This window comes from Polynucleobacter sp. AP-Reno-20A-A9 (assembly GCF_018882085.1).
Taxonomy (GTDB): Bacteria; Pseudomonadota; Gammaproteobacteria; order Burkholderiales; family Burkholderiaceae; genus Polynucleobacter.
In genome coordinates, this window is record NZ_JACVPB010000007.1 from 1 (window position 1) to 16,819 (window position 16,819).

Annotated in this window: 23 protein-coding genes and 1 pseudogene; 10 read left to right on the forward strand and 14 right to left on the reverse strand. The window is 43.9% G+C overall.

Translation table 11 applies throughout. The features are described from left to right. The 4 genes from ICN39_RS07320 to ICN39_RS07335 form a co-directional block, all read left to right on the forward strand. The coding region (locus ICN39_RS07320; protein ID WP_216233404.1) for a hybrid sensor histidine kinase/response regulator at positions 1 to 1,178 on the forward strand (1,178 nt) is incomplete at its 5' end. Between the two features lie 25 nt (positions 1,179 to 1,203). Further along, positions 1,204 to 1,908 carry an outer membrane protein gene (locus ICN39_RS07325; protein WP_216233405.1) on the forward strand — a complete coding sequence of 235 codons (705 nt, stop codon included), beginning with the start codon at positions 1,204 to 1,206 and terminating at the stop codon, positions 1,906 to 1,908. Positions 1,909 to 2,098: 190 nt separating this feature from the next. Then, positions 2,099 to 2,257 carry a hypothetical protein gene (locus ICN39_RS07330; protein WP_216233406.1) on the forward strand — a complete coding sequence of 53 codons (159 nt, stop codon included), beginning with the start codon at positions 2,099 to 2,101 and terminating at the stop codon, positions 2,255 to 2,257. A 188-nt stretch (positions 2,258 to 2,445) separates the two neighbouring features. Then, positions 2,446 to 2,622: a hypothetical protein gene (locus tag ICN39_RS07335; protein WP_216233407.1), complete on the forward strand. Its 177-nt coding sequence runs from the start codon at positions 2,446 to 2,448 to the stop codon at positions 2,620 to 2,622. A gap of 46 nt (positions 2,623 to 2,668) precedes the next feature. Here the strand turns inward: ICN39_RS07335 and ICN39_RS07340 are convergent, their stop codons facing one another. The 7 genes from ICN39_RS07340 to ICN39_RS07370 all read right to left on the reverse strand — a co-directional run bounded on the left by ICN39_RS07340 (position 2,669) and on the right by ICN39_RS07370 (position 7,976). Next, entirely contained in the window at positions 2,669 to 3,604 is a 936-nt protein-coding gene (locus tag ICN39_RS07340) for a hydroxymethylglutaryl-CoA lyase (RefSeq protein WP_216233408.1), read from the reverse strand. Between the two features lie 49 nt (positions 3,605 to 3,653). Then, entirely contained in the window at positions 3,654 to 4,847 is a 1,194-nt protein-coding gene (locus ICN39_RS07345) for a CaiB/BaiF CoA-transferase family protein (RefSeq protein WP_216233409.1), read from the reverse strand. A 118-nt stretch (positions 4,848 to 4,965) separates the two neighbouring features. Next, positions 4,966 to 5,571, reverse strand: coding sequence for a glutathione S-transferase N-terminal domain-containing protein (locus ICN39_RS07350; protein WP_216233410.1), 606 nt, complete (start codon positions 5,569 to 5,571; stop codon positions 4,966 to 4,968). Positions 5,572 to 5,577: 6 nt separating this feature from the next. Further along, positions 5,578 to 5,889, reverse strand: coding sequence for a hypothetical protein (locus ICN39_RS07355; RefSeq protein ID WP_216233411.1), 312 nt, complete (start codon positions 5,887 to 5,889; stop codon positions 5,578 to 5,580). Between the two features lie 110 nt (positions 5,890 to 5,999). Next, complete coding sequence (locus ICN39_RS07360) at positions 6,000 to 6,155, reverse strand: DUF2256 domain-containing protein (RefSeq protein ID WP_216233412.1); 156 nt, start codon at positions 6,153 to 6,155, stop codon at positions 6,000 to 6,002. Positions 6,156 to 6,162: 7 nt separating this feature from the next. After that, positions 6,163 to 7,710: a cryptochrome/photolyase family protein gene (locus tag ICN39_RS07365; protein ID WP_216233413.1), complete on the reverse strand. Its 1,548-nt coding sequence runs from the start codon at positions 7,708 to 7,710 to the stop codon at positions 6,163 to 6,165. Beyond that, a complete protein-coding gene (locus ICN39_RS07370) occupies positions 7,707 to 7,976 on the reverse strand; it encodes a TIGR03643 family protein (protein ID WP_216233414.1) in 270 nt (89 codons plus the stop codon). Before ICN39_RS07370 ends, ICN39_RS07365 begins: the two co-directional genes overlap by 4 nt. Before the next feature lie 41 nt (positions 7,977 to 8,017). Here ICN39_RS07370 and ICN39_RS07375 point away from each other — a divergent pair, with 41 nt between their 5' ends. From ICN39_RS07375 to ICN39_RS07380, 3 genes and pseudogenes are all read left to right on the forward strand, one after another. Next, a complete protein-coding gene (locus ICN39_RS07375) occupies positions 8,018 to 8,365 on the forward strand; it encodes an HNH endonuclease (protein ID WP_216233415.1) in 348 nt (115 codons plus the stop codon). 14 nt (positions 8,366 to 8,379) lie between these two features. Beyond that, positions 8,380 to 8,639, forward strand: a pseudogene (locus ICN39_RS11190) (Crp/Fnr family transcriptional regulator); the annotation flags it as partial. Between the two features lie 136 nt (positions 8,640 to 8,775). Next, positions 8,776 to 9,468: a Crp/Fnr family transcriptional regulator gene (locus ICN39_RS07380; RefSeq protein WP_216233416.1), complete on the forward strand. Its 693-nt coding sequence runs from the start codon at positions 8,776 to 8,778 to the stop codon at positions 9,466 to 9,468. Position 9,469: 1 nt separating this feature from the next. Here ICN39_RS07380 and ICN39_RS07385 read toward each other — a convergent pair whose 3' ends face one another. Then, entirely contained in the window at positions 9,470 to 9,973 is a 504-nt protein-coding gene (locus ICN39_RS07385) for a hypothetical protein (protein ID WP_216233417.1), read from the reverse strand. 158 nt (positions 9,974 to 10,131) lie between these two features. On the opposite strand from ICN39_RS07385, the gene ICN39_RS07390 reads away from it, so the two are divergent. Further along, positions 10,132 to 10,287 (forward strand): DUF3309 family protein, encoded by a 156-nt coding sequence (locus ICN39_RS07390; RefSeq protein WP_216233418.1) that lies wholly within the window; start codon positions 10,132 to 10,134, stop codon positions 10,285 to 10,287. Positions 10,288 to 10,597: 310 nt separating this feature from the next. Further along, positions 10,598 to 10,816 (forward strand): hypothetical protein, encoded by a 219-nt coding sequence (locus ICN39_RS07395; RefSeq protein ID WP_216233419.1) that lies wholly within the window; start codon positions 10,598 to 10,600, stop codon positions 10,814 to 10,816. A gap of 9 nt (positions 10,817 to 10,825) precedes the next feature. Here ICN39_RS07395 and ICN39_RS07400 read toward each other — a convergent pair whose 3' ends face one another. From ICN39_RS07400 to ICN39_RS07410, 3 genes are all read right to left on the reverse strand, one after another. Further along, a complete protein-coding gene (locus tag ICN39_RS07400) occupies positions 10,826 to 11,203 on the reverse strand; it encodes a hypothetical protein (protein ID WP_216233420.1) in 378 nt (125 codons plus the stop codon). Beyond that, complete coding sequence (locus ICN39_RS07405) at positions 11,203 to 11,430, reverse strand: hypothetical protein (RefSeq protein ID WP_216233421.1); 228 nt, start codon at positions 11,428 to 11,430, stop codon at positions 11,203 to 11,205. Before ICN39_RS07405 ends, ICN39_RS07400 begins: the two co-directional genes overlap by 1 nt. Positions 11,431 to 11,515: 85 nt before the next feature. Further along, complete coding sequence (locus ICN39_RS07410; RefSeq protein ID WP_216233422.1) at positions 11,516 to 12,745, reverse strand: dicarboxylate/amino acid:cation symporter; 1,230 nt, start codon at positions 12,743 to 12,745, stop codon at positions 11,516 to 11,518. A gap of 128 nt (positions 12,746 to 12,873) precedes the next feature. Between ICN39_RS07410 and ICN39_RS07415 the strand changes: the two genes are divergently transcribed. Further along, complete coding sequence (locus ICN39_RS07415) at positions 12,874 to 13,539, forward strand: alpha/beta hydrolase (protein WP_216233423.1); 666 nt, start codon at positions 12,874 to 12,876, stop codon at positions 13,537 to 13,539. Here the strand turns inward: ICN39_RS07415 and ICN39_RS07420 are convergent. The 3 genes from ICN39_RS07420 to ICN39_RS07430 form a co-directional block, all read right to left on the reverse strand. Beyond that, the gene (locus tag ICN39_RS07420) at positions 13,532 to 14,317 is read right to left on the reverse strand and encodes a sulfite exporter TauE/SafE family protein (protein ID WP_216233424.1); all 786 of its coding nucleotides are present in this window, start codon (positions 14,315 to 14,317) and stop codon (positions 13,532 to 13,534) included. The genes ICN39_RS07415 and ICN39_RS07420 overlap by 8 nt on opposite strands. A gap of 9 nt (positions 14,318 to 14,326) precedes the next feature. Further along, on the reverse strand, positions 14,327 to 15,604 hold the full coding sequence (locus tag ICN39_RS07425) for an NRAMP family divalent metal transporter (RefSeq protein WP_216233425.1): 1,278 nt from the start codon (positions 15,602 to 15,604) through the stop codon (positions 14,327 to 14,329). 112 nt (positions 15,605 to 15,716) lie between these two features. After that, entirely contained in the window at positions 15,717 to 16,799 is a 1,083-nt protein-coding gene (locus ICN39_RS07430; protein WP_216233426.1) for a TRAP transporter substrate-binding protein, read from the reverse strand. Positions 16,800 to 16,819: the final 20 nt, after the last annotated feature.

Genomic DNA, 16,819 nt, shown 5'->3' on the forward strand with positions numbered 1-16,819 from the left:
ATCTGCCTCTTGCAATATCCGAACAATCTGTTCGTCTGAAAACCGTGCTCTCTTCATACCTGCTCCTTAGGTTGAAGGAGTCATTATCTCTAAAAGCTTTTGGTCTGAAAATCCCAGGACAGGTCACCGTCAATATTTATCTTGATTTGTTTGAACCAAATAAACTGAGTCAAAAGGAAAAAATAAACTTCCTACAGATTAGAAAAAGCATTCAAACCTTAAACTCGATGTTTAAGTCACTACTAGATTTAAGTAAGTTAGATGCAAATAGCTCAGACAATCATGAACAATCATTTGAACTGATAGAGCTTGTTGGATTTTTATCAAATACCTACACCCCTATTGCCTCAAACAAGAACTTAGTTCTGCAATTTGACTTTATGAACATGGGGATTAATGGGGATAAGTTGCTATTACAGCAGCTACTTGGAAACCTGATCTCTAACGCGATCCAATACACGGCTTCTGGAGCAATATCCGTCAAGTTTTCAACTCAAAATCATTGTCTTCATGTTTTGATAGAAGACACTGGCTACGGAATTGAGCCTGCTCTACTGGATAGGATTTTTGATGAATTTTTTAGAGTAGACAGCACCAGGAATATGCATGACGGTCTTGGTCTAGGCCTCTCCATTGTGAAAAGGCTTTGCAAAATATCCAATACCGAGCTCACTGTTAAATCCACCCCAGGGGCTGGAACCATCTTCACACTTCAAACTCAATACTTAGCCCTTACTTTGTATGATGCAGCGGAGTCCTCCACCCACAATACTTTAAATGAGCATTTAAACCCACAAGAGACACTTTGGGAAACTAAAACCATCGCCGTATTCGAAGATGACCATACTATTTTTGAAGCCTACAAACAGGCTTTAACCCAAAATGGCTTTGAAGTTCTCTCGCTATCTGAAAACAGCCAAGACTTAATGAAACAGCTAGCGAACATTAATCATATTGATTGCATCCTGAGCGACTACCGCCTTGAAACTACGACAGGCGATTTCATTATCCAACATTTAAGAGATAGTTTTAGTGTGGATATACCAGCCATCATCATTACCGCCGATACCTCTCCTCAGCATATCCAACTTTTCAAAGAGCTTGATATAGAGGTGCTCTATAAGCCAATCGGCTATAGCGACATTGTCAATGCCATTAAATTACTTTTAAACAAATAACTCGTAAAAAAACAGAAGGTCTCAAATGAAAGTTTTCCAATTTAGTCTCATAGCATCCATAGTTTCCTTATTGTGTTTAGCAAACGCAAATGCCCAATCTAAAGCCAACCCTTGGGAAGGTGCTTACGGACAAGTTGGCTTAATTGGATATGAGAGTTATATCCCCAAAGGAGCAAGTGGAACAACTACAGCGGGTGGCATCACCTACCCCAACACCTCAACAGCAAATCATGCTAATGGTCCCGCTGCAAATATTGGAATTGGCTATAACTTTGATATTGGTAAAAACTATTTGCTGGGTATTGGTGCGGCGCTATATCCAGGACACTCTAGATCTGCTAGCTCAACGCTGGTAACAACTACACCTGCCGGGGCTTCAGTGAAAACCGGCACGTACGATGTTTCCAACCTCTTTAGCTTCTCCATACTCCCAGGTTATGTGATTGATGAAACACGCTTAGTCTATGCAAAGATAGGGTACGCAGGATCAACAATCAACGCCAATTCACCCGGAAACTACCCTCAGCAATCTAATCGAGTAAATGGAACGGTTTATGGCATTGGATATAAGCAATTCATCACAGGATCAATCTATGCCTTTGGTGAAGGCAACTACGCCGTGAATCGAGCAAAGGCAGTCACTGTTCTTACAGATAGCGGCGCTACAGTGAAATCGACTGCCGATGCCACTGGTTATGACATTATTTTTGGAGTTGGCTACCACTTCTAAAGCCGCGCTGATTGAATAAAAAAAACCACCCCGAGGGGTGGTTGTCAATATTCAAAAGACCGTCATGGACATTTGAATAGCTACTGGAAATCATTTATAAAAGCTGTTATCAAGATGATGCTTGACATAGATCAAGTAATCAACAGCGCTAGTACTAAAGTACTAGTCCTGATTTTCTACAGCATTTCCCATGGCATCCGTCTTAACGATTGATGTCAGCTTCATTAAGCCGTCAGAACCAATCTGGTTCAATGCCGAAGCACTTGCTAAGCCCATTAAAAATGCTGCCAACGCTACGATTAAATTAGTTCCAAATCTTTTCACTGAATTTCCCTTTGCAAATTATTAAATAAAGCTAATCCTGTTTAGCCAGCGAGATCTTAATCCAAGAATCTCTATAAATTATTCAAAATAGGTCTTCATAGAACCAAAGTATTAGAGAAGAAATAAAATCTTTAGAGCTAAAGTTTTATATCCAAATGATTTTGGGATTCTTATGATGAATCACGATCTAGTCATCAATAAAAGGAGCGCTCAATGCATATTAAAGATGAACCGAATCAGGAATTTTATTTATCCCGAATGATGATGAATCCACGCCTTCATGAGCTAACTCGTGTTGTTGAATTAGACACTCAAATAATTGCGCAAAAAGAAATTGCCCCAATAAATCAAATTGGAATTGCTGAGCTGAACTTAGCCGTCCTTGTTTAACTTTCGCCATCTCAATAGACGGTAAGCCAATCATTTCATGTGGCGCTTATTGTGCACGGCGTAATGCATCTACGTAATCCGGCTCTGGATGTAATGTGTAGATGGTGCCGGCCTTTGCTACCTGTCCAGGGACCTCGTGCCCTACAATCTTTGGCAATTCTCTAGCTAGTTGTATTAACTTGGGGATATTCATGCCGGTGTCATAACCCATGGCATCGAGCATATGGATCGCATCCTCACTAGAAATATTGCCACTAGCTCCAGGCGCGTATGGGCAGCCACCTAAACCACCCAGCGAGCCATCAAAGCGGACGATGCCAGACTGTGCTGCAGCCAATACATTGGCCAAGCCCATTCCTCTGGTGTTATGGAAATGCAATGTCAGCTGAATGCCGGGGAATTGCTTTTGCAAGGAGTCGCACATCTTCTTTACTTGATCAGGATTTGCCATGCCTGTGGTGTCACAGATTGTCAGGCCTCTTACGCCTAGATCTGCAAAACGTTTCGCGTATTCTTCGACCACCGCTTGAGGCACTTCACCCTCCATGGGGCAGCCAAAACTGGTAGATAGCGAAACATTAATGGGCGTTCTGCCATCAACATATTGAATGACTTCTGCCAATCCTGAAAAACTCTTTTCTCTGCCCATTCTGAGATTAGCTAAGTTATGCGTCTCTGAAGTCGACATCACCAGGTTGAACTCATCAGCTTTAGATTCCAAGGCACGCTCTGCGCCCCTTAAATTAGGAACTAAGACTGTGTATTCCACTCCAGGCACGCGCTTAATTCGCCCCATGACTTCCTCAGCATCTCGCAGCATCGGAATAGCCTTAGGCGAGGTAAATGAGGTCACCTCAATTTTGGCAAAACCACATTCACTAAGTTCATCAACCAGACTCACCTTATCGTCTGTTGGTACAAAATTTGGCTCAATCTGAAAGCCATCCCGCATTACGACATCATTGAAATAAATTCTAGTCATGTTCTTCGCTTATTCTCTTGATTGATTCTATTTTTCTTCTAATGTTTATTTATTTGGTAAATGCAATACCGCGCTCTTTTAAAGAGGCGACCTGATCATCACTCAAGCCAATGCTCTTTAATATTTCGTCAGTATTCTGACCGATCTCTGGGGCAAGCGTCTTGATGGACCCTGGTGTGCGAGATAACTTTGGAATCACGCCAGGTACATCCAACTTGGTACCATCTGGCATCTGAATCGTTTGAATATTATCTCTAGCCTTGTAGTGGGGATCGTTTGCAATATCGGCAACGGTATAAATTCGACCGGCCGGTACCGCTACGGAATCAAGCACCTCTAGCGCCTTGGAAGTGCTGACTGTTATGGTCCACTCACCAATAGCCTGATCAAGCTCAGCGACTCGCTTTACACGACCATCATTGTTTTCTAACTGTGGATCGCTACCCAAGTCATCACGCCCAATGACTGTCATGAGGCGCTTGAATATGCTATCTCCATTACCAGCAACCAATACATAGCCGCCATCCGCACACTGGTAGGCATTGGTTGGGGCAATGCCAGGCAAGGCGCTACCCGCTGCTTGGCGAATTTCACCAAAGGCGCTGTATTCAGGCAAGAGGCTTTCCATGCAATTAAAGACTGCTTCATACAGAGCGATATCAATGATCTGACCTTTGCCACTGTTATGACGCTCTTGCAGGGCCAGCAAGATACCAATCACACCATGCAATGAAGCTAAGGTATCGCCAATGCTGATACCTACGCGTACAGGCACTCGGCCTGGCTCGGCAGTGAGGTGACGTAAACCACCCATGGCTTCTGCAACAACTCCAAATCCTGGTTTATCTCTGTACGGCCCAGTCTGACCGTAACCGCTAATGCGAAGCACAATCAACCTAGGATTAAGTTGGAGTAGTTTTTCTGGATCAAGACCCCACCCTTCTAGCGTTCCAGGACGAAAGTTTTCGATCAATACATCCGCCTCAGATACCAAGGTTCTCACAATGTCTTGAGCTTCTGCTTGCCTCAAATCTAAGGAGAGTGATTTCTTATTCCGTGACTGCACTTGCCACCAAACTGAAGTGCCATCTTTTAGAAGACGCCACTTACGTAATGCATCACCCTCTTTAGGCGGTTCGATCTTGATAACATCAGCACCAAAATCAGCCAAGGTCTTAGCGGCAAATGGCCCGGCAATGAGTTGCCCCATCTCCACGACTTTTAACTTTGATAACGGCTCCATCAAATCCCCTGAAATATGCTTTTATGCCCCAAACAAGTACTTTAAATCAATCGGCAATTGATCTAAAAAAAGGCCATTATCCGGTTCTAAAACTTCGCTATTTGTATGTTGGGGCAGCTCAATCTTTCCAGATTGGATGTTTTTGCATCACCGAATCAAATAATTCAGATTCAAGGCGCTCAGTGAGCCATCTTTTAACTGCAGGTATGGGCAACTTCTCAAACCTGTTTGGATTAACCATTGAAAACTGCCTAATGAATGGGAAGATAGCAATATCTACCCAAGTTAACCTGCTCCCCAATAGGTATTGGGATTGTTGCAGAGCCTGCTCCATTGGAAACAACATGAGTTGTAATGCTTCATCAAGAACCGCCTCTGGCTCTAGCTCCAGAAATCGATTGGGGTATTTGTATTGATCCAATAGGATCTTAAATGGTCCATCATTTTTTTCAATCCAAGCTTTCGCAATAGACTCATCAATATCCGTCCACCCATGAGGGTCAGACTGCTGTAATGCCCAGCGCATAATATCCAGACTTTGATCTAAAACGAGATCATTAATACATAAAACGGGAACCGTTCCCTTGGGAGAGATCTGCAACATAGACTGCGGCTTATTACGCAATTCAATCTCTCGGTGCTCAACCTGAATGCCCGCATACTTCAATGCCATACGAGCTCGCATGGCATATGGACAACGGCGGTATGAATATAAGATGGGCATTAAGACTTAATAAGTTACTCGTTGCCAACCACTTGGGCAGGCCTGTGTTTGTGGATAGTAAAGCCCATTCTCAGGGCAATACGCAGCAGTTTCAGGTTGTGGCGGATAAACGTATTGTGGGGCGTAATAAACACGTGGAGGCCTGTAGTACGCATTGGCAACAGCCACTCCCGCTACAGCACCAACCGCAAAAGGCGCCCAACCACCACGCCAACCGCCATATCCACCATACCAACCTCTACCACCATGAGCGCTGGCTGATGTAGCCATGCCTGCAAGCATGATTCCTGTAAGCAGGCTTATTAGCATCTTTTTCATATAGACCCCCATTTATAAAGGCATTAAGCCCTTTACTACATAACGGATCAGCTTAAAGGTGGGTTGACGCTACCAAATTAAATACTTTCGTAAGTAATTATGATCAGGTCTTATGGGAGTTTTTTCTTCCTACAAGCATCAGAACAATATTTGACTGATTCCCAATTTTTGGCCCAGGACTTTCTCCAAGTCATTTCTTTTTTGCAGACCATGCAAATCTTGCTTGGGAGAGAACTTTTATTCCCCTTAAATGTTAGCTTCGTCATGAAGTCTCTACAGATCGTTGAGATGATTCAGAATGTATTGAGCATGCAACACAATCTCTTTTTGATCTTCATCACTAATTCTTTTGAGATTTGCCGTCATTAACTTAGTTCGAGGGCTAGATTCAAATTGAGTGCGATGCTTGATCAAGAAGTTCCAATACAAATTCGTGATAGGGCATGCCTCTTCCCCATAACGTATCTCAGGCTTGTATTTACACGAGCCGCAATAATTACTCATTCGCTTAATGTAAGCACCACTAGCGATATAAGGCTTACTAGTAAACCGCCCACCATTGGCAAATAGGGCCATCCCAGCTGTATTGGGCAACTCAACCCACTCAATCGCATCCACATAAATTGCCAAATACCACTCACACACTTCCTGGGGAAGTATTTCTGCTAGAAGTGCAAAGTTACCTGTCACCATTAAACGCTGAATATGGTGCGCATACCCATATTGCAGTGTTTGACCAATAGCATCTTTCATGCAAGCCATCTGGGTCTGCCCAGTCCAATACCATTTGGGTAATGAGCGCTGATGTTGATAGTAGTTATCCTGAGCCATCTTTGGCATATCTAGGTAATACATACCCCGGACAAATTCACGCCACCCTAATATTTGTCGAATAAAGCCCTCTACCGTCGAAAGATCTAAAGCATACTTTTTCCAAGCAAGAATGGCCGCTTCAATCACCTCACGTGGATTTACTAGCTTCAGGTTTAATGCGCTCGACAAGATGGAATGCCAGCCAAATGGGGTGTCTGTCCACATTGCATCTTGGTAAACACCAAAGTTTCTGAGGCGATATTCGACAAAATACTCAAGAGCTTGGAGGGCCTGGTCTCGGGTAACGGGCCAGTTAAATGACTCCAGAGATCCAGGATGCTCTGGGTAAGTCTTTGCAACGAATTCTAAAACGTCTTTTGTTATCTCATCAACCTCAAACGCTGCAGGAGCATCGATGATGCCAGGCCCTTTTTTTGGATAGGGCTTGCGATTATCTTGATCAAAATTCCACTGCCCACCCTCGGGGTTGCCATCTATATCGACCAACACATGGTGCTTCTTACGCATTAAGCGGTAAAAATACTCTAGCCTGAGCTCTTTCTTATTTTCGACCCACTCAACAAACTCTTGGCGCGAGCAATAGAAATGCTCATCCTCAAGCATCTCCAGCCGGATATTGAGCTCTTCCGCCAACGCTTCAAGGGCCTGCTTAAGGCGCCATTCCCCAGGCTCGATACAAACTAGATGCTGGATATTCTTTTGAAGGATGTGCTCTTTGAGGACCCCAACAATCGGGAGAGGTGAGCCTTGAATATAGGTCAGCGGGTATTTCAGCTTCTTAAGCTCTACTGCAAAGTGACGCATCGCCGAGAGAAATAAAGCAATTTTGGCTTTATGAGACCAAACATACTGAGCTTCATTGGCCGATTCAATCATGATGATTTCATCTGCGCTGGGATCAAAGCTTCGTAATGCGGCACTCTGTAAATCGAGCTGATCACCCAGGATCAGAATAAAACGCTGAGGTCGATCCTTTGGTTGCTTCATTTGTTTTTATATTGAGTGGGGCAATAGGCCCGAGTCACATCTTCGCTACGTAAGGCGCTATGTTTTGTTGCTCGTCCAGCAACCCTCTTGCGCCAAAGCTCGAAGGAGCCGCGCTTCAACTCTTTGCGCATGATGGCTATAACCTGTGGCTCACCCAGGCCAAAGGTTTTTTCGATAGCATCAAATGGCGTGCGATCTTCCCAGGCCATTTCAATAAGGCGGGATAAATCGGGTTCTGCGAGGGTCTTGGGGGCTAGTTTTTGCACCCTGCAAGTTTAAGACTTATTTAATAAACTAGCTTGAGCCCATGATTGGAAAAATTCGTCAAAAACTGATTTCTCAAGAGATTCCGGCCATACAAAAGCCGGAAGCAATCATTTGCCCAATCTGTGATCGATGTATTCCAGATTCACAGAGGGATGCCCACCACCTTATTCCCAAATCCAAGGGCGGGAAGATTACTGAATACCTTCACCGTATTTGCCACAAGCAAATACACGCCTTGTTTACAGAATCAGAATTAGCCCAGCAATACCATCACGCTCAGATCCTGAGAGAGCATCCGGAAATGAAGAAATTTATTCAATGGGTAGAAGGTAAACCGGATGCCTTCTATGAAAAAACACGCAAAAGTAGTCGAATCAAATCTACCTAAAAGGTAAAAAATAGCGCCCATTGCTTTTTAGTCTAGATCGCTTATCTAGCAATCAGTTGAATATGACTCAAGAGCTCATCGCTAATATGCTTGGCGTTCGCAGAGAAGGGGTTACTGAAGCAGCATTCAAGGTTCAAAAGCTGGATTGATTCAGTACTCCCGTGGGCACATCACCATCTTAGAGCGTGCAGGCCTAGAAAAACGCACTTGTGAGTGCTACCAAGTTGTCAAAACTGAATATGAACGGCTACTTCCAAGTAAGTTGGCGATTTAGTTCGATCTATAGTTCGTTATCAGACAGACAAATGATTACAATTTCTAGAAACTGAACTTGGGATAGTTATTACTTAAGTCATTTGGACCCTACTGCCCGGGCAAGGGTTCCGCAATGAACTACGGGGTTAAGGCTGATGAATAAAAATAGGTTAATAGAATTACTTCCAAAGAAGATTCAAGAGTCAATTTTTTACAAGGGTGAGCTCATTGAGCTTACCCTATCAAAGATTGTCTGTATTGCGGATGAGCCCATTGAATACATCTACTTTCCAACGGATGGGTTTATATCGCTAGTTCAGAGGCTGGATCAACACCCTCCCCTAGAGATTGGAATGATTGGCAGAGAGGGTGTATTGGGAGCAGAGGTTGCCATGGATATTCAAAAAAATCTTTTTGGTGCGCTGGTTCAAGGCTCTGGTAACGCCTGGAAATTAGAAAAAAATGATTTTCTAGACATTATTGGCACCAACATAGAACTTAAGAACATCATTATGTCTTACATGGCCGTGCGAATAAAACAGCTCAGCCTCTCAGCAGCCTGCGAACACTTTCATGAGATAGGTCCTCGACTTGCAAAGTGGCTTCTGATGAGTGAAGATCGCGCCCAATCTCCAACCTTCCTCATGACTCATGAATTTATTTCGCTCATGTTGGGAGTAAGACGCGTTGGAATTACTACCGCTGCTGCAGAATTTAGAAGAAATGGCCTAATTGAATATCATCGAGGCGAAATGAAAATTCTCGATAGACCCGCTTTAATGGCGGCATCGTGTAGTTGCTATCTACAGAATCGAAAGATTTACTCTACGTTTATTGGCGAACCTTGACTTAATCAAACGCTTTAATCTTCAGTTGAAATGATAGAGATCCTGCTACTCTATCTGCTATGGAGGGAATAACAATGAGATTGAGGCCAACCCGCTCACCTTCAAGTGAAATTACCGGAAGAATTGCCGGAAACCAGCCACCATTTTGAGTGTTAGGGTACCCATTAAATCCTCCCGCTACCATCCCAACGTGAAAGGGCCCTACAGCCAATGGCATCCAGTAGGCACCCACATAATTCGATGTCTGGTAATAGCTATTGCGATAGGTGCCAACGGTTATAGAAGCTACTGTTGAAAATTGATACTCTAGTCCCAATCCATAATTTACCGAATTGAAACCCCTGCCCTGATCAAAGTGATATGAATAGAGCCCTGGATTAATCCATAGAGAATTTTTCTCGGCAGGAGTAATGACTTCTACTGGGCCATATGATTGACTAAAGCAGCTCGGACTTGCTCCAAGCGTGATTCCTAAGGCAAGAGTTAAAACCAGAATCTTAGACATTTTTAGATAAGACATCTATTGAAAGTTCATCCTACTTCAAGATTAGATAAATGCTTTATTCGATATAGAGAAATATTTACATAGGTCTGATACCGAACAGTCAAACGAGAATTAATTCAGTAGATTAGTGAGTAGGAATTTACCAACAGGAGCCCTACATGTTAGGAACCATTATTTTAGTCATTTTGATTTTGATGCTAATCGGCGCCATCCCCACCTGGCCTCATAGCAAGAACTGGGGCTACGCACCAAGCGGCGGCTTAGGTCTAGTGCTAGTGATCCTCATTATTTTAATTTTGACCGGTCGCATTTAATATTTTTTATGAAAGAAACAAAATGAAAAATTGATAATAGCTTTAAAGCCATTTTTTATCTCGATGATGGTTGTGTCTAGATTGGCAGCTCATCTTGAAACCCTCATCAGAAATGGTGGGGGTTTTTCTGATGGAACAAAGATTGCACTACTAGAGTGCACACCTTCATCATCCAAAGCCCTATTCAAGCTAGGCGGCCTGTTTTTATGAGCCTTATTGAATCCAATACCAAAACACCCTATTGGTGCATGAATTTGTGAACTTGTGCAAAGCCAAATATCCTTCTAATTATTAAAACTTAAGATACGGCATGCGTATAAAAATTACAAAGAGCCTGGTATTACCGGCCCAAATACTTGAGACTGAAAGAATCCCTGAGGCCCTGTTTCCTGAGGGGGATTATCTTGCCAATCTGACCCCCGATGGGAAGATTGAGGTGATCAATACGCGGAAAATAAAAGCCCTTTTCTCCTTCTCGCAATTTAGAGAAAGAGTTTCGCTAGGGGAGTTTATTGTGATGGAGACTTAAGCTCGGATTTCAGTGTGCCAAATCTAAACTCACCACTACCGCCGTCAGCGCGGCAACAGATTCAAAAGCTTTTGAATTGACACCACTGGCATCAACATCTTCCCAGTTGAACTCCAGGGAAAAATGGGCGGACTCAACAATAAGCTCATAACTAGCAGACACCTTATTGCCCATGCCGGCTTTAGACTCATCACTTACAGGAACGCGTAAGGACTCAATAGCGGCAATTAATGTACTGACCTCATTACCCGTTAGCTCTCGGGTGCGGAGCACATCATCTGTGCGCTTAATAGAAATCTTAGAGGCCTCGTCAATCGTAACCTCGTATTGGTTAAGGCCTAAATCTTCCCAAACGGTCAACTCCAGAGCAATCGGATATGTTTTCATTAATCTACCTCGTCAACATGGGGTTCATCGAAATGCGTCTTGTAAGGCCTGCGCTTTACTGCCAACTGAGTCCATTTGCTTTCATGAATTCGGTAATCGCAATGTTCAGCGTGATTCTCTAGCAAGCCAAAAATGATGGTGGTTGGGATTTTGCAGTGAAGACATCGATAAGCATGTTGATGCTCATCAATCTTCTCTTGGGGATAGTCGATATAAAACGGCTTCATTGCAACCCTCTATAACCAGATCAAGTCAATGAAACCATCTTACACCCGTGCTTTATTCAGGTGGGATTGATTTGGGGGTGCTTAACTACCCCTCAAGCTCACCCTCCCATTTAGAGATAACGGCCGTTGCCAAGCCGTTGCCCAATACATTGGTTGCTGAACGCGCCATATCCAAGAAATGATCAACCCCAAGGATCAATAAAACGCCTGCCTCTGGCAAATTAAATTGGGATAGGGTTGCGGCAATAACTACCAAAGAGGCTCGCGGTACGCCTGCTATCCCTTTAGAAGTGATCATCAACACTAGCAACATTAAGAGTTGCTGACTGAGTTCCATTTCAATACCGTAAACCTGTGCAATAAAAATTGCAGCAAAGGTGCAATACATCATTGACCCATCTAAATTAAATGAATATCCAACCGGTAAAACAAAAGAAGCGATTTTGTTTTTACAACCAAAGCGCTCTACTCTTTCCAGAGTCATTGGATAGGCAGCCTCAGAACTCGCAGTCGTAAACGCAAGTAATGCTGGCTCACGCAGCATCTTCACTAAAGTCCAAGTGCGTTTTTTTAAGACTAAGGAGCTAATCAGAATGATGACGATCCATAAGGTGAAAATAGCCGCATAAAAGCTGAGCATGAATTTCCCATAAGTCATTAATATGCTGACGCCATTTTCTGCAATGACAGAGGACACCGCCGAGAAGACTGCGATAGGAGCAAGCTTCATCACTGCAGTCGTAATCTTCAACATAATGTGAGAGAGCATATCTAGATTACGAATGAACTCATCTGCTCGCGCGCCCATACCCGCTGCTCCAACACCAAAGAAAACAGCAAAAACCACAATCTGTAATATCTCGTTTTTAGCCATCGCATCAAAGATGCTGACAGGGAATATATGCCTTACAAACTCCGGAAGATTTAAGCTGGCCTTATTTAATCCCGTATTAGCCGCAATCTCTGGCAAAGTTAACTCCACCCCAATGCCTGGTTGCAGAATATTGACCATAACCAAGCCAAGCAACAAAGAAACCAGTGACATGGAAATAAACCAGGAGAAGGTTTTTAAACCCACTCGACCGATCGTCGAGGCATCACCCATCTTAGCTATACCAACAACCAAAGTAGCAAATACCAGTGGCGCAATGATCATTTTGATCAAACGCAAAAAGACATCTGTCAAGATTGAGATGTAAGTAACGTACTGATCTGGAAAGGAGGATCCTGCGCCGTACAGGTTAACAAGATAACCAACCAAGACACCCAAGACCATTGCCCCTAGAATAAAGTTAGTTAGCTTTTTGGAATTCATGGATGGCCTAATAAATGGGGGAACATCAAGATTCTACCCATCTTTAGACCCTCCGGGCTTCTACCTACAATGAAGAAATCCGGATCCGTCGATAATCGTCTACTAAACATACTTTAGAGAAAGTAAATATGCTCCCTTGTATTGAATTAGAAACCAGCCCAAATCCAACAGCAGCCGTGATCTGGTTGCATGGTCTTGGAGCTGATGGCAATGATTTTGTACCCATCATCCCTGAATTAAAACTAGCTGGATGCCCTGGCATTCGCTTTGTGTTTCCTAGCGCCCCAAGCATGCCTGTTACCGTCAATGGCGGCTACGTCATGCCAGCCTGGTATGACATCATCGGCAGAAATCTCATGGATCAAGAAGATGCTGCAGGCATTCAAAAATCAGCAGCGGCTATCATTCAGCTCATTGAGAAAGAAGCTGAGCGCGGTATTGGCTTTGATAAGATTGTTTTGGCTGGTTTTTCGCAAGGATGTGCAATGGCCCTGCATATTGGCTTACGCTTTCCACACAAGCTTGCTGGCATCATTGCGCTATCAGGCTACTTACCACTAGCAATGACTGCCAATATTGAAAAGCATGCGGCCAATGCCAATACGCCCATCTTTATGGCACATGGTACTTATGATCCAGTAGTTACCCTTGATCGCGCCCAAGCATCGCATGCTTTGCTAGAACAAATGGGTTATCAAGTGGATTGGAATGAGTACCCCATGGAGCACTCCGTCAATCATGAAGAGCTCATGAATATCTCGCGCTTCTTACAAGAAGTATTAGCGACTAAATAAGTCCATCTGCTATTAACTTAATACTGGCAATCAGCAAAAAGAATCTCACTGTTCGGTAATACCATTTCATTGAGATTCTTTTGGCCAGATAAAAGCCAAAGTAGACCCCCACTGGTACGCAAGGTAACAGGATGATTGAAGTTGCCAGCTGCTGTTGATTCAGTAAGCCCAAATAGGCATAAGGGCCTAGCTTCCCAAAGTTCATAATCGTGAAAAAGACCCCCAGAGTCGAGGTGTATGCCATCGGCATGAGTTTTTCTCTCAACATATACACCGTGATCGGCGGTCCGCCAATATGTGCCACAAAAGCAGTGAAGCCAGACGTTAGGCCCATTGCACGCCCAAGCCACGGATAAGACTTTGCCTCTTTTAAATCCATGTGTGACATGGCGAGATTCTGAATCAGAAAGAGCAAGGTAAAAATACCAATTGAAAGCGTTAACACCTGAGGCGTGATGGCGGTAAAGAAAATCATTCCCAATAAAAGACCCGCTATGGCTGGCGGAATGATGATTTTGAGAATGCGCCAATTGGCATTACGAATAAAGCGACGTAGGCCAACTAAATCGATGGCAATTAAGAGTGGCAATAAGATTGCAAGAGCTTCATTAACGCTTGACTGACTTGCCATTAAAGGCAAAGAGAGAATGCCAAGCCCAGCGCCAAAGCCACTTTTGGATATACCGACAATGATGATGCTGATCACCGCGCATACAAAAAATATCGAAGAATGCGCGTGAAAAGATTGCGCCAAGGAGGCAAAGGGTAAATCAAACATCCAGAGATCTTACCAAGCTATGAATAAATAGGCGGCGGCTAAGGCCATAAAGCCTGTAGCTAGCCATCCGAGGATCCTCATACTCAAAGAGGCGACATGAGCCCCCATCACAGACTGTTTTGATGACAAAACCATAATTGCCACCATGAGTGGTACAGCGACAATCCCATTGATTACCGCGCTCCAAAACAAGGCCTTCATCGGACTAATGGGTGAGTATTGAATCGCCAAAGCAACCAACACACTCAAGGCAATGATGGCGTAAAACTTACTTGCCTGAGTGGCACTATCTTCCAGGCTAGAGCGCCAACCAAACACTTCTGACAAAGCATAGGCAGCTGAACCAGCAAGCACAGGTACACCCATTAGCCCAACACCCAAGATTCCTAATGCAAAAAGTAGAAAAGTAAACTCGCCGGCGAGAGGCCTCAGAGCTGATGCAGCTTGGGCGGCAGTATTGATATCACGTATACCTGCAGCATAGAGAGTCACTGCGGTAGCGAGAATAATGCAGTATGCCGCTACATTAGAGTACAACATACCACTCCATGTATCCCAATGAATTCTTCTTAGTTCTGAAGTTACTATCTCAGGGTTTTTTTGTTCGAGCAAACTAGGTTGCCTACGCAAGTTCATATCCTCGACTTCCTGCGAGGATTGCCAAAAAAATAAATAGGGACTAATGGTAGTCCCGAAGATACCGACTACTACTGCAGCCGAATCTGCACTCCATGTCATTTGAGGAAAGAAGGTGCTCCAGATCACATCGCCCCAAGAGATATGTACTGTGAAGAGAACTGCGCCATAGGCCAATAGAGATAGGGATAGCCACTTCAAAAAGAAAACATAGTGACGATAAGGAATCAGTATCTGCAATACCAAGGTTAGCAATACAAACATGCTGGTCATGATGTGCCAATTAAAACCCGTAACCAACTGTGCCACTTCACCCATCGCAGCAATATCCGCAGCGATATTGAGAACGTTTGCAATCAACAGTAATAGCACTAGAGCTACCAGTACGACCGGTGGAAAAGCTAACTTCATATTGGCCGATAAACCACGGCCAGTTACCCTGCCGATTCGAGCGCATAAGACTTGAATTGTCGACATCAAAGGATATGCAAATGGCATTGTCCAGAGCATATTTAAGCCAAATTGAGCACCTGCTTGGGAGTAAGTGACGATCCCACTAGGATCATCGTCCGCAACTCCCGTAACCATTCCTGGACCTACCCGAGATAAAGGGTGTTGCTTAATGCGAACCCAGATTTCCGAGAGATTCATATAGATTGCAGTAAAAAGATCATGCTTTAAGTGTAGTCTTTAATAGAGAATCCAGGAGGATCCACTCAAAAGAAAAGGCTCACACAGAGCCTTTTTTTAGATGATTTAAATCTCAAAGTTTTTTGCTAAAACTATATTGAGAAAATGCTTGTTCAGCCACATTAAACCACTGCGCCTCCATGTTTCTAAATGCACGGTAGTCCTCAAAAATCTTTTTGAACTGCGGATTTTTTGCGGACTCTTCCGCATACGTTTCTTGACTTGCTTTGAAGCACGCATCCAGGATGGAGGTATTGAATTTGCGAAGTACGGCGCCATTTTGCAGGAGACGTTGTAATGCAGGCGGATTGAGCGCATCGTATTTGGCGCACATATCGGTATGCGCTTCGAAACAAGCAGCCTCCCATGCGGCCTGGTAGGCGGGCGGCAAAGAATCCCACTGCTTTTTATTGACCAAGAAAGAAAGTCCAGCAGCGCCCTCCCAGAAGGCGGGATAGTAGTAATTCTTGGCCACTTTTGCCAGACCTAATTTTTCATCATCATAGGGCCCAACAAATTCAGCGGCATCAATTGTGCCTTTTTCCAAAGCTGAATAAATTTCACCAGCGGGAAGCTGCTGTGGCACTACACCGAGTTTTGCAAGCACTTGCCCTGCAAATCCAGCGATACGAAATTTCAGACCCTTTAAGTCTTCTGGTGATTTAATTTCTTTACGAAACCAGCCACCCATTTGGGTACCAGTTTGACCGCCTAAAAAATTCACAATGTTGTAGCTGGCATAGAGTTCGCGCATTAACTTCATGCCATTGCCATGCAGCATCCAAGCGGATTGTTGGCGGGCTGTTAAGCCAAACGGTGCAGCGGTATCGAATATGAAAGCGCTGTTTTTACCAACATAGTAGTAACTTGCAGTGTGCCCACACTCTACGGTACCGTTTTGCACAGCATCCAATACCTGAAGGGCCGGAACCACTTCCCCGGCAGCAAATACCTTGACATTGAATTTACCGTCTGTGGCTTTACGCAAAGCACTGGCAAAGACTTCGGGTGTACCAAATAAAGTATCTAATGATTTAGGAAAGCTTGAAACCAGACGCCAATTCAGGGTTGGCAAACTTTGTGCAATGGATGGGGCAGCTAAGGCTGCGGCACCAGCACCAATAGTGGCTTTCTTTAAAAATGAACGTCTTTGCATTTCAGTCACCCCTTTAAAAA

Coding starts and splice junctions, on each gene's coding strand:
- ICN39_RS07425 (WP_216233425.1), bottom strand. CDS start 15,604: ATGAATCTCTCGGAAATCTGGGTTCGCATTAAGCAACACCCTTTATCT.
- ICN39_RS07410 (WP_216233422.1), bottom strand. CDS start 12,745: ATGAATTCCAAAAAGCTAACTAACTTTATTCTAGGGGCAATGGTCTTG.
- ICN39_RS07390 (WP_216233418.1), top strand. CDS start 10,132: ATGTTAGGAACCATTATTTTAGTCATTTTGATTTTGATGCTAATCGGC.
- ICN39_RS07420 (WP_216233424.1), bottom strand. CDS start 14,317: ATGTTTGATTTACCCTTTGCCTCCTTGGCGCAATCTTTTCACGCGCAT.
- ICN39_RS07335 (WP_216233407.1), top strand. CDS start 2,446: ATGCATATTAAAGATGAACCGAATCAGGAATTTTATTTATCCCGAATG.
- ICN39_RS07415 (WP_216233423.1), top strand. CDS start 12,874: ATGCTCCCTTGTATTGAATTAGAAACCAGCCCAAATCCAACAGCAGCC.
- ICN39_RS07395 (WP_216233419.1), top strand. CDS start 10,598: ATGCGTATAAAAATTACAAAGAGCCTGGTATTACCGGCCCAAATACTT.
- ICN39_RS07405 (WP_216233421.1), bottom strand. CDS start 11,430: ATGAAGCCGTTTTATATCGACTATCCCCAAGAGAAGATTGATGAGCAT.
- ICN39_RS07330 (WP_216233406.1), top strand. CDS start 2,099: ATGGCATCCGTCTTAACGATTGATGTCAGCTTCATTAAGCCGTCAGAA.
- ICN39_RS07355 (WP_216233411.1), bottom strand. CDS start 5,889: ATGAAAAAGATGCTAATAAGCCTGCTTACAGGAATCATGCTTGCAGGC.
- ICN39_RS07385 (WP_216233417.1), bottom strand. CDS start 9,973: ATGTCTAAGATTCTGGTTTTAACTCTTGCCTTAGGAATCACGCTTGGA.
- ICN39_RS07360 (WP_216233412.1), bottom strand. CDS start 6,155: ATGACGAAGCTAACATTTAAGGGGAATAAAAGTTCTCTCCCAAGCAAG.
- ICN39_RS07350 (WP_216233410.1), bottom strand. CDS start 5,571: ATGCCCATCTTATATTCATACCGCCGTTGTCCATATGCCATGCGAGCT.
- ICN39_RS07400 (WP_216233420.1), bottom strand. CDS start 11,203: ATGAAAACATATCCGATTGCTCTGGAGTTGACCGTTTGGGAAGATTTA.
- ICN39_RS07340 (WP_216233408.1), bottom strand. CDS start 3,604: ATGACTAGAATTTATTTCAATGATGTCGTAATGCGGGATGGCTTTCAG.
- ICN39_RS07380 (WP_216233416.1), top strand. CDS start 8,776: ATGAATAAAAATAGGTTAATAGAATTACTTCCAAAGAAGATTCAAGAG.
- ICN39_RS07345 (WP_216233409.1), bottom strand. CDS start 4,847: ATGGAGCCGTTATCAAAGTTAAAAGTCGTGGAGATGGGGCAACTCATT.
- ICN39_RS07430 (WP_216233426.1), bottom strand. CDS start 16,799: ATGCAAAGACGTTCATTTTTAAAGAAAGCCACTATTGGTGCTGGTGCC.
- ICN39_RS07375 (WP_216233415.1), top strand. CDS start 8,018: ATGATTGGAAAAATTCGTCAAAAACTGATTTCTCAAGAGATTCCGGCC.
- ICN39_RS07365 (WP_216233413.1), bottom strand. CDS start 7,710: ATGAAGCAACCAAAGGATCGACCTCAGCGTTTTATTCTGATCCTGGGT.
- ICN39_RS07325 (WP_216233405.1), top strand. CDS start 1,204: ATGAAAGTTTTCCAATTTAGTCTCATAGCATCCATAGTTTCCTTATTG.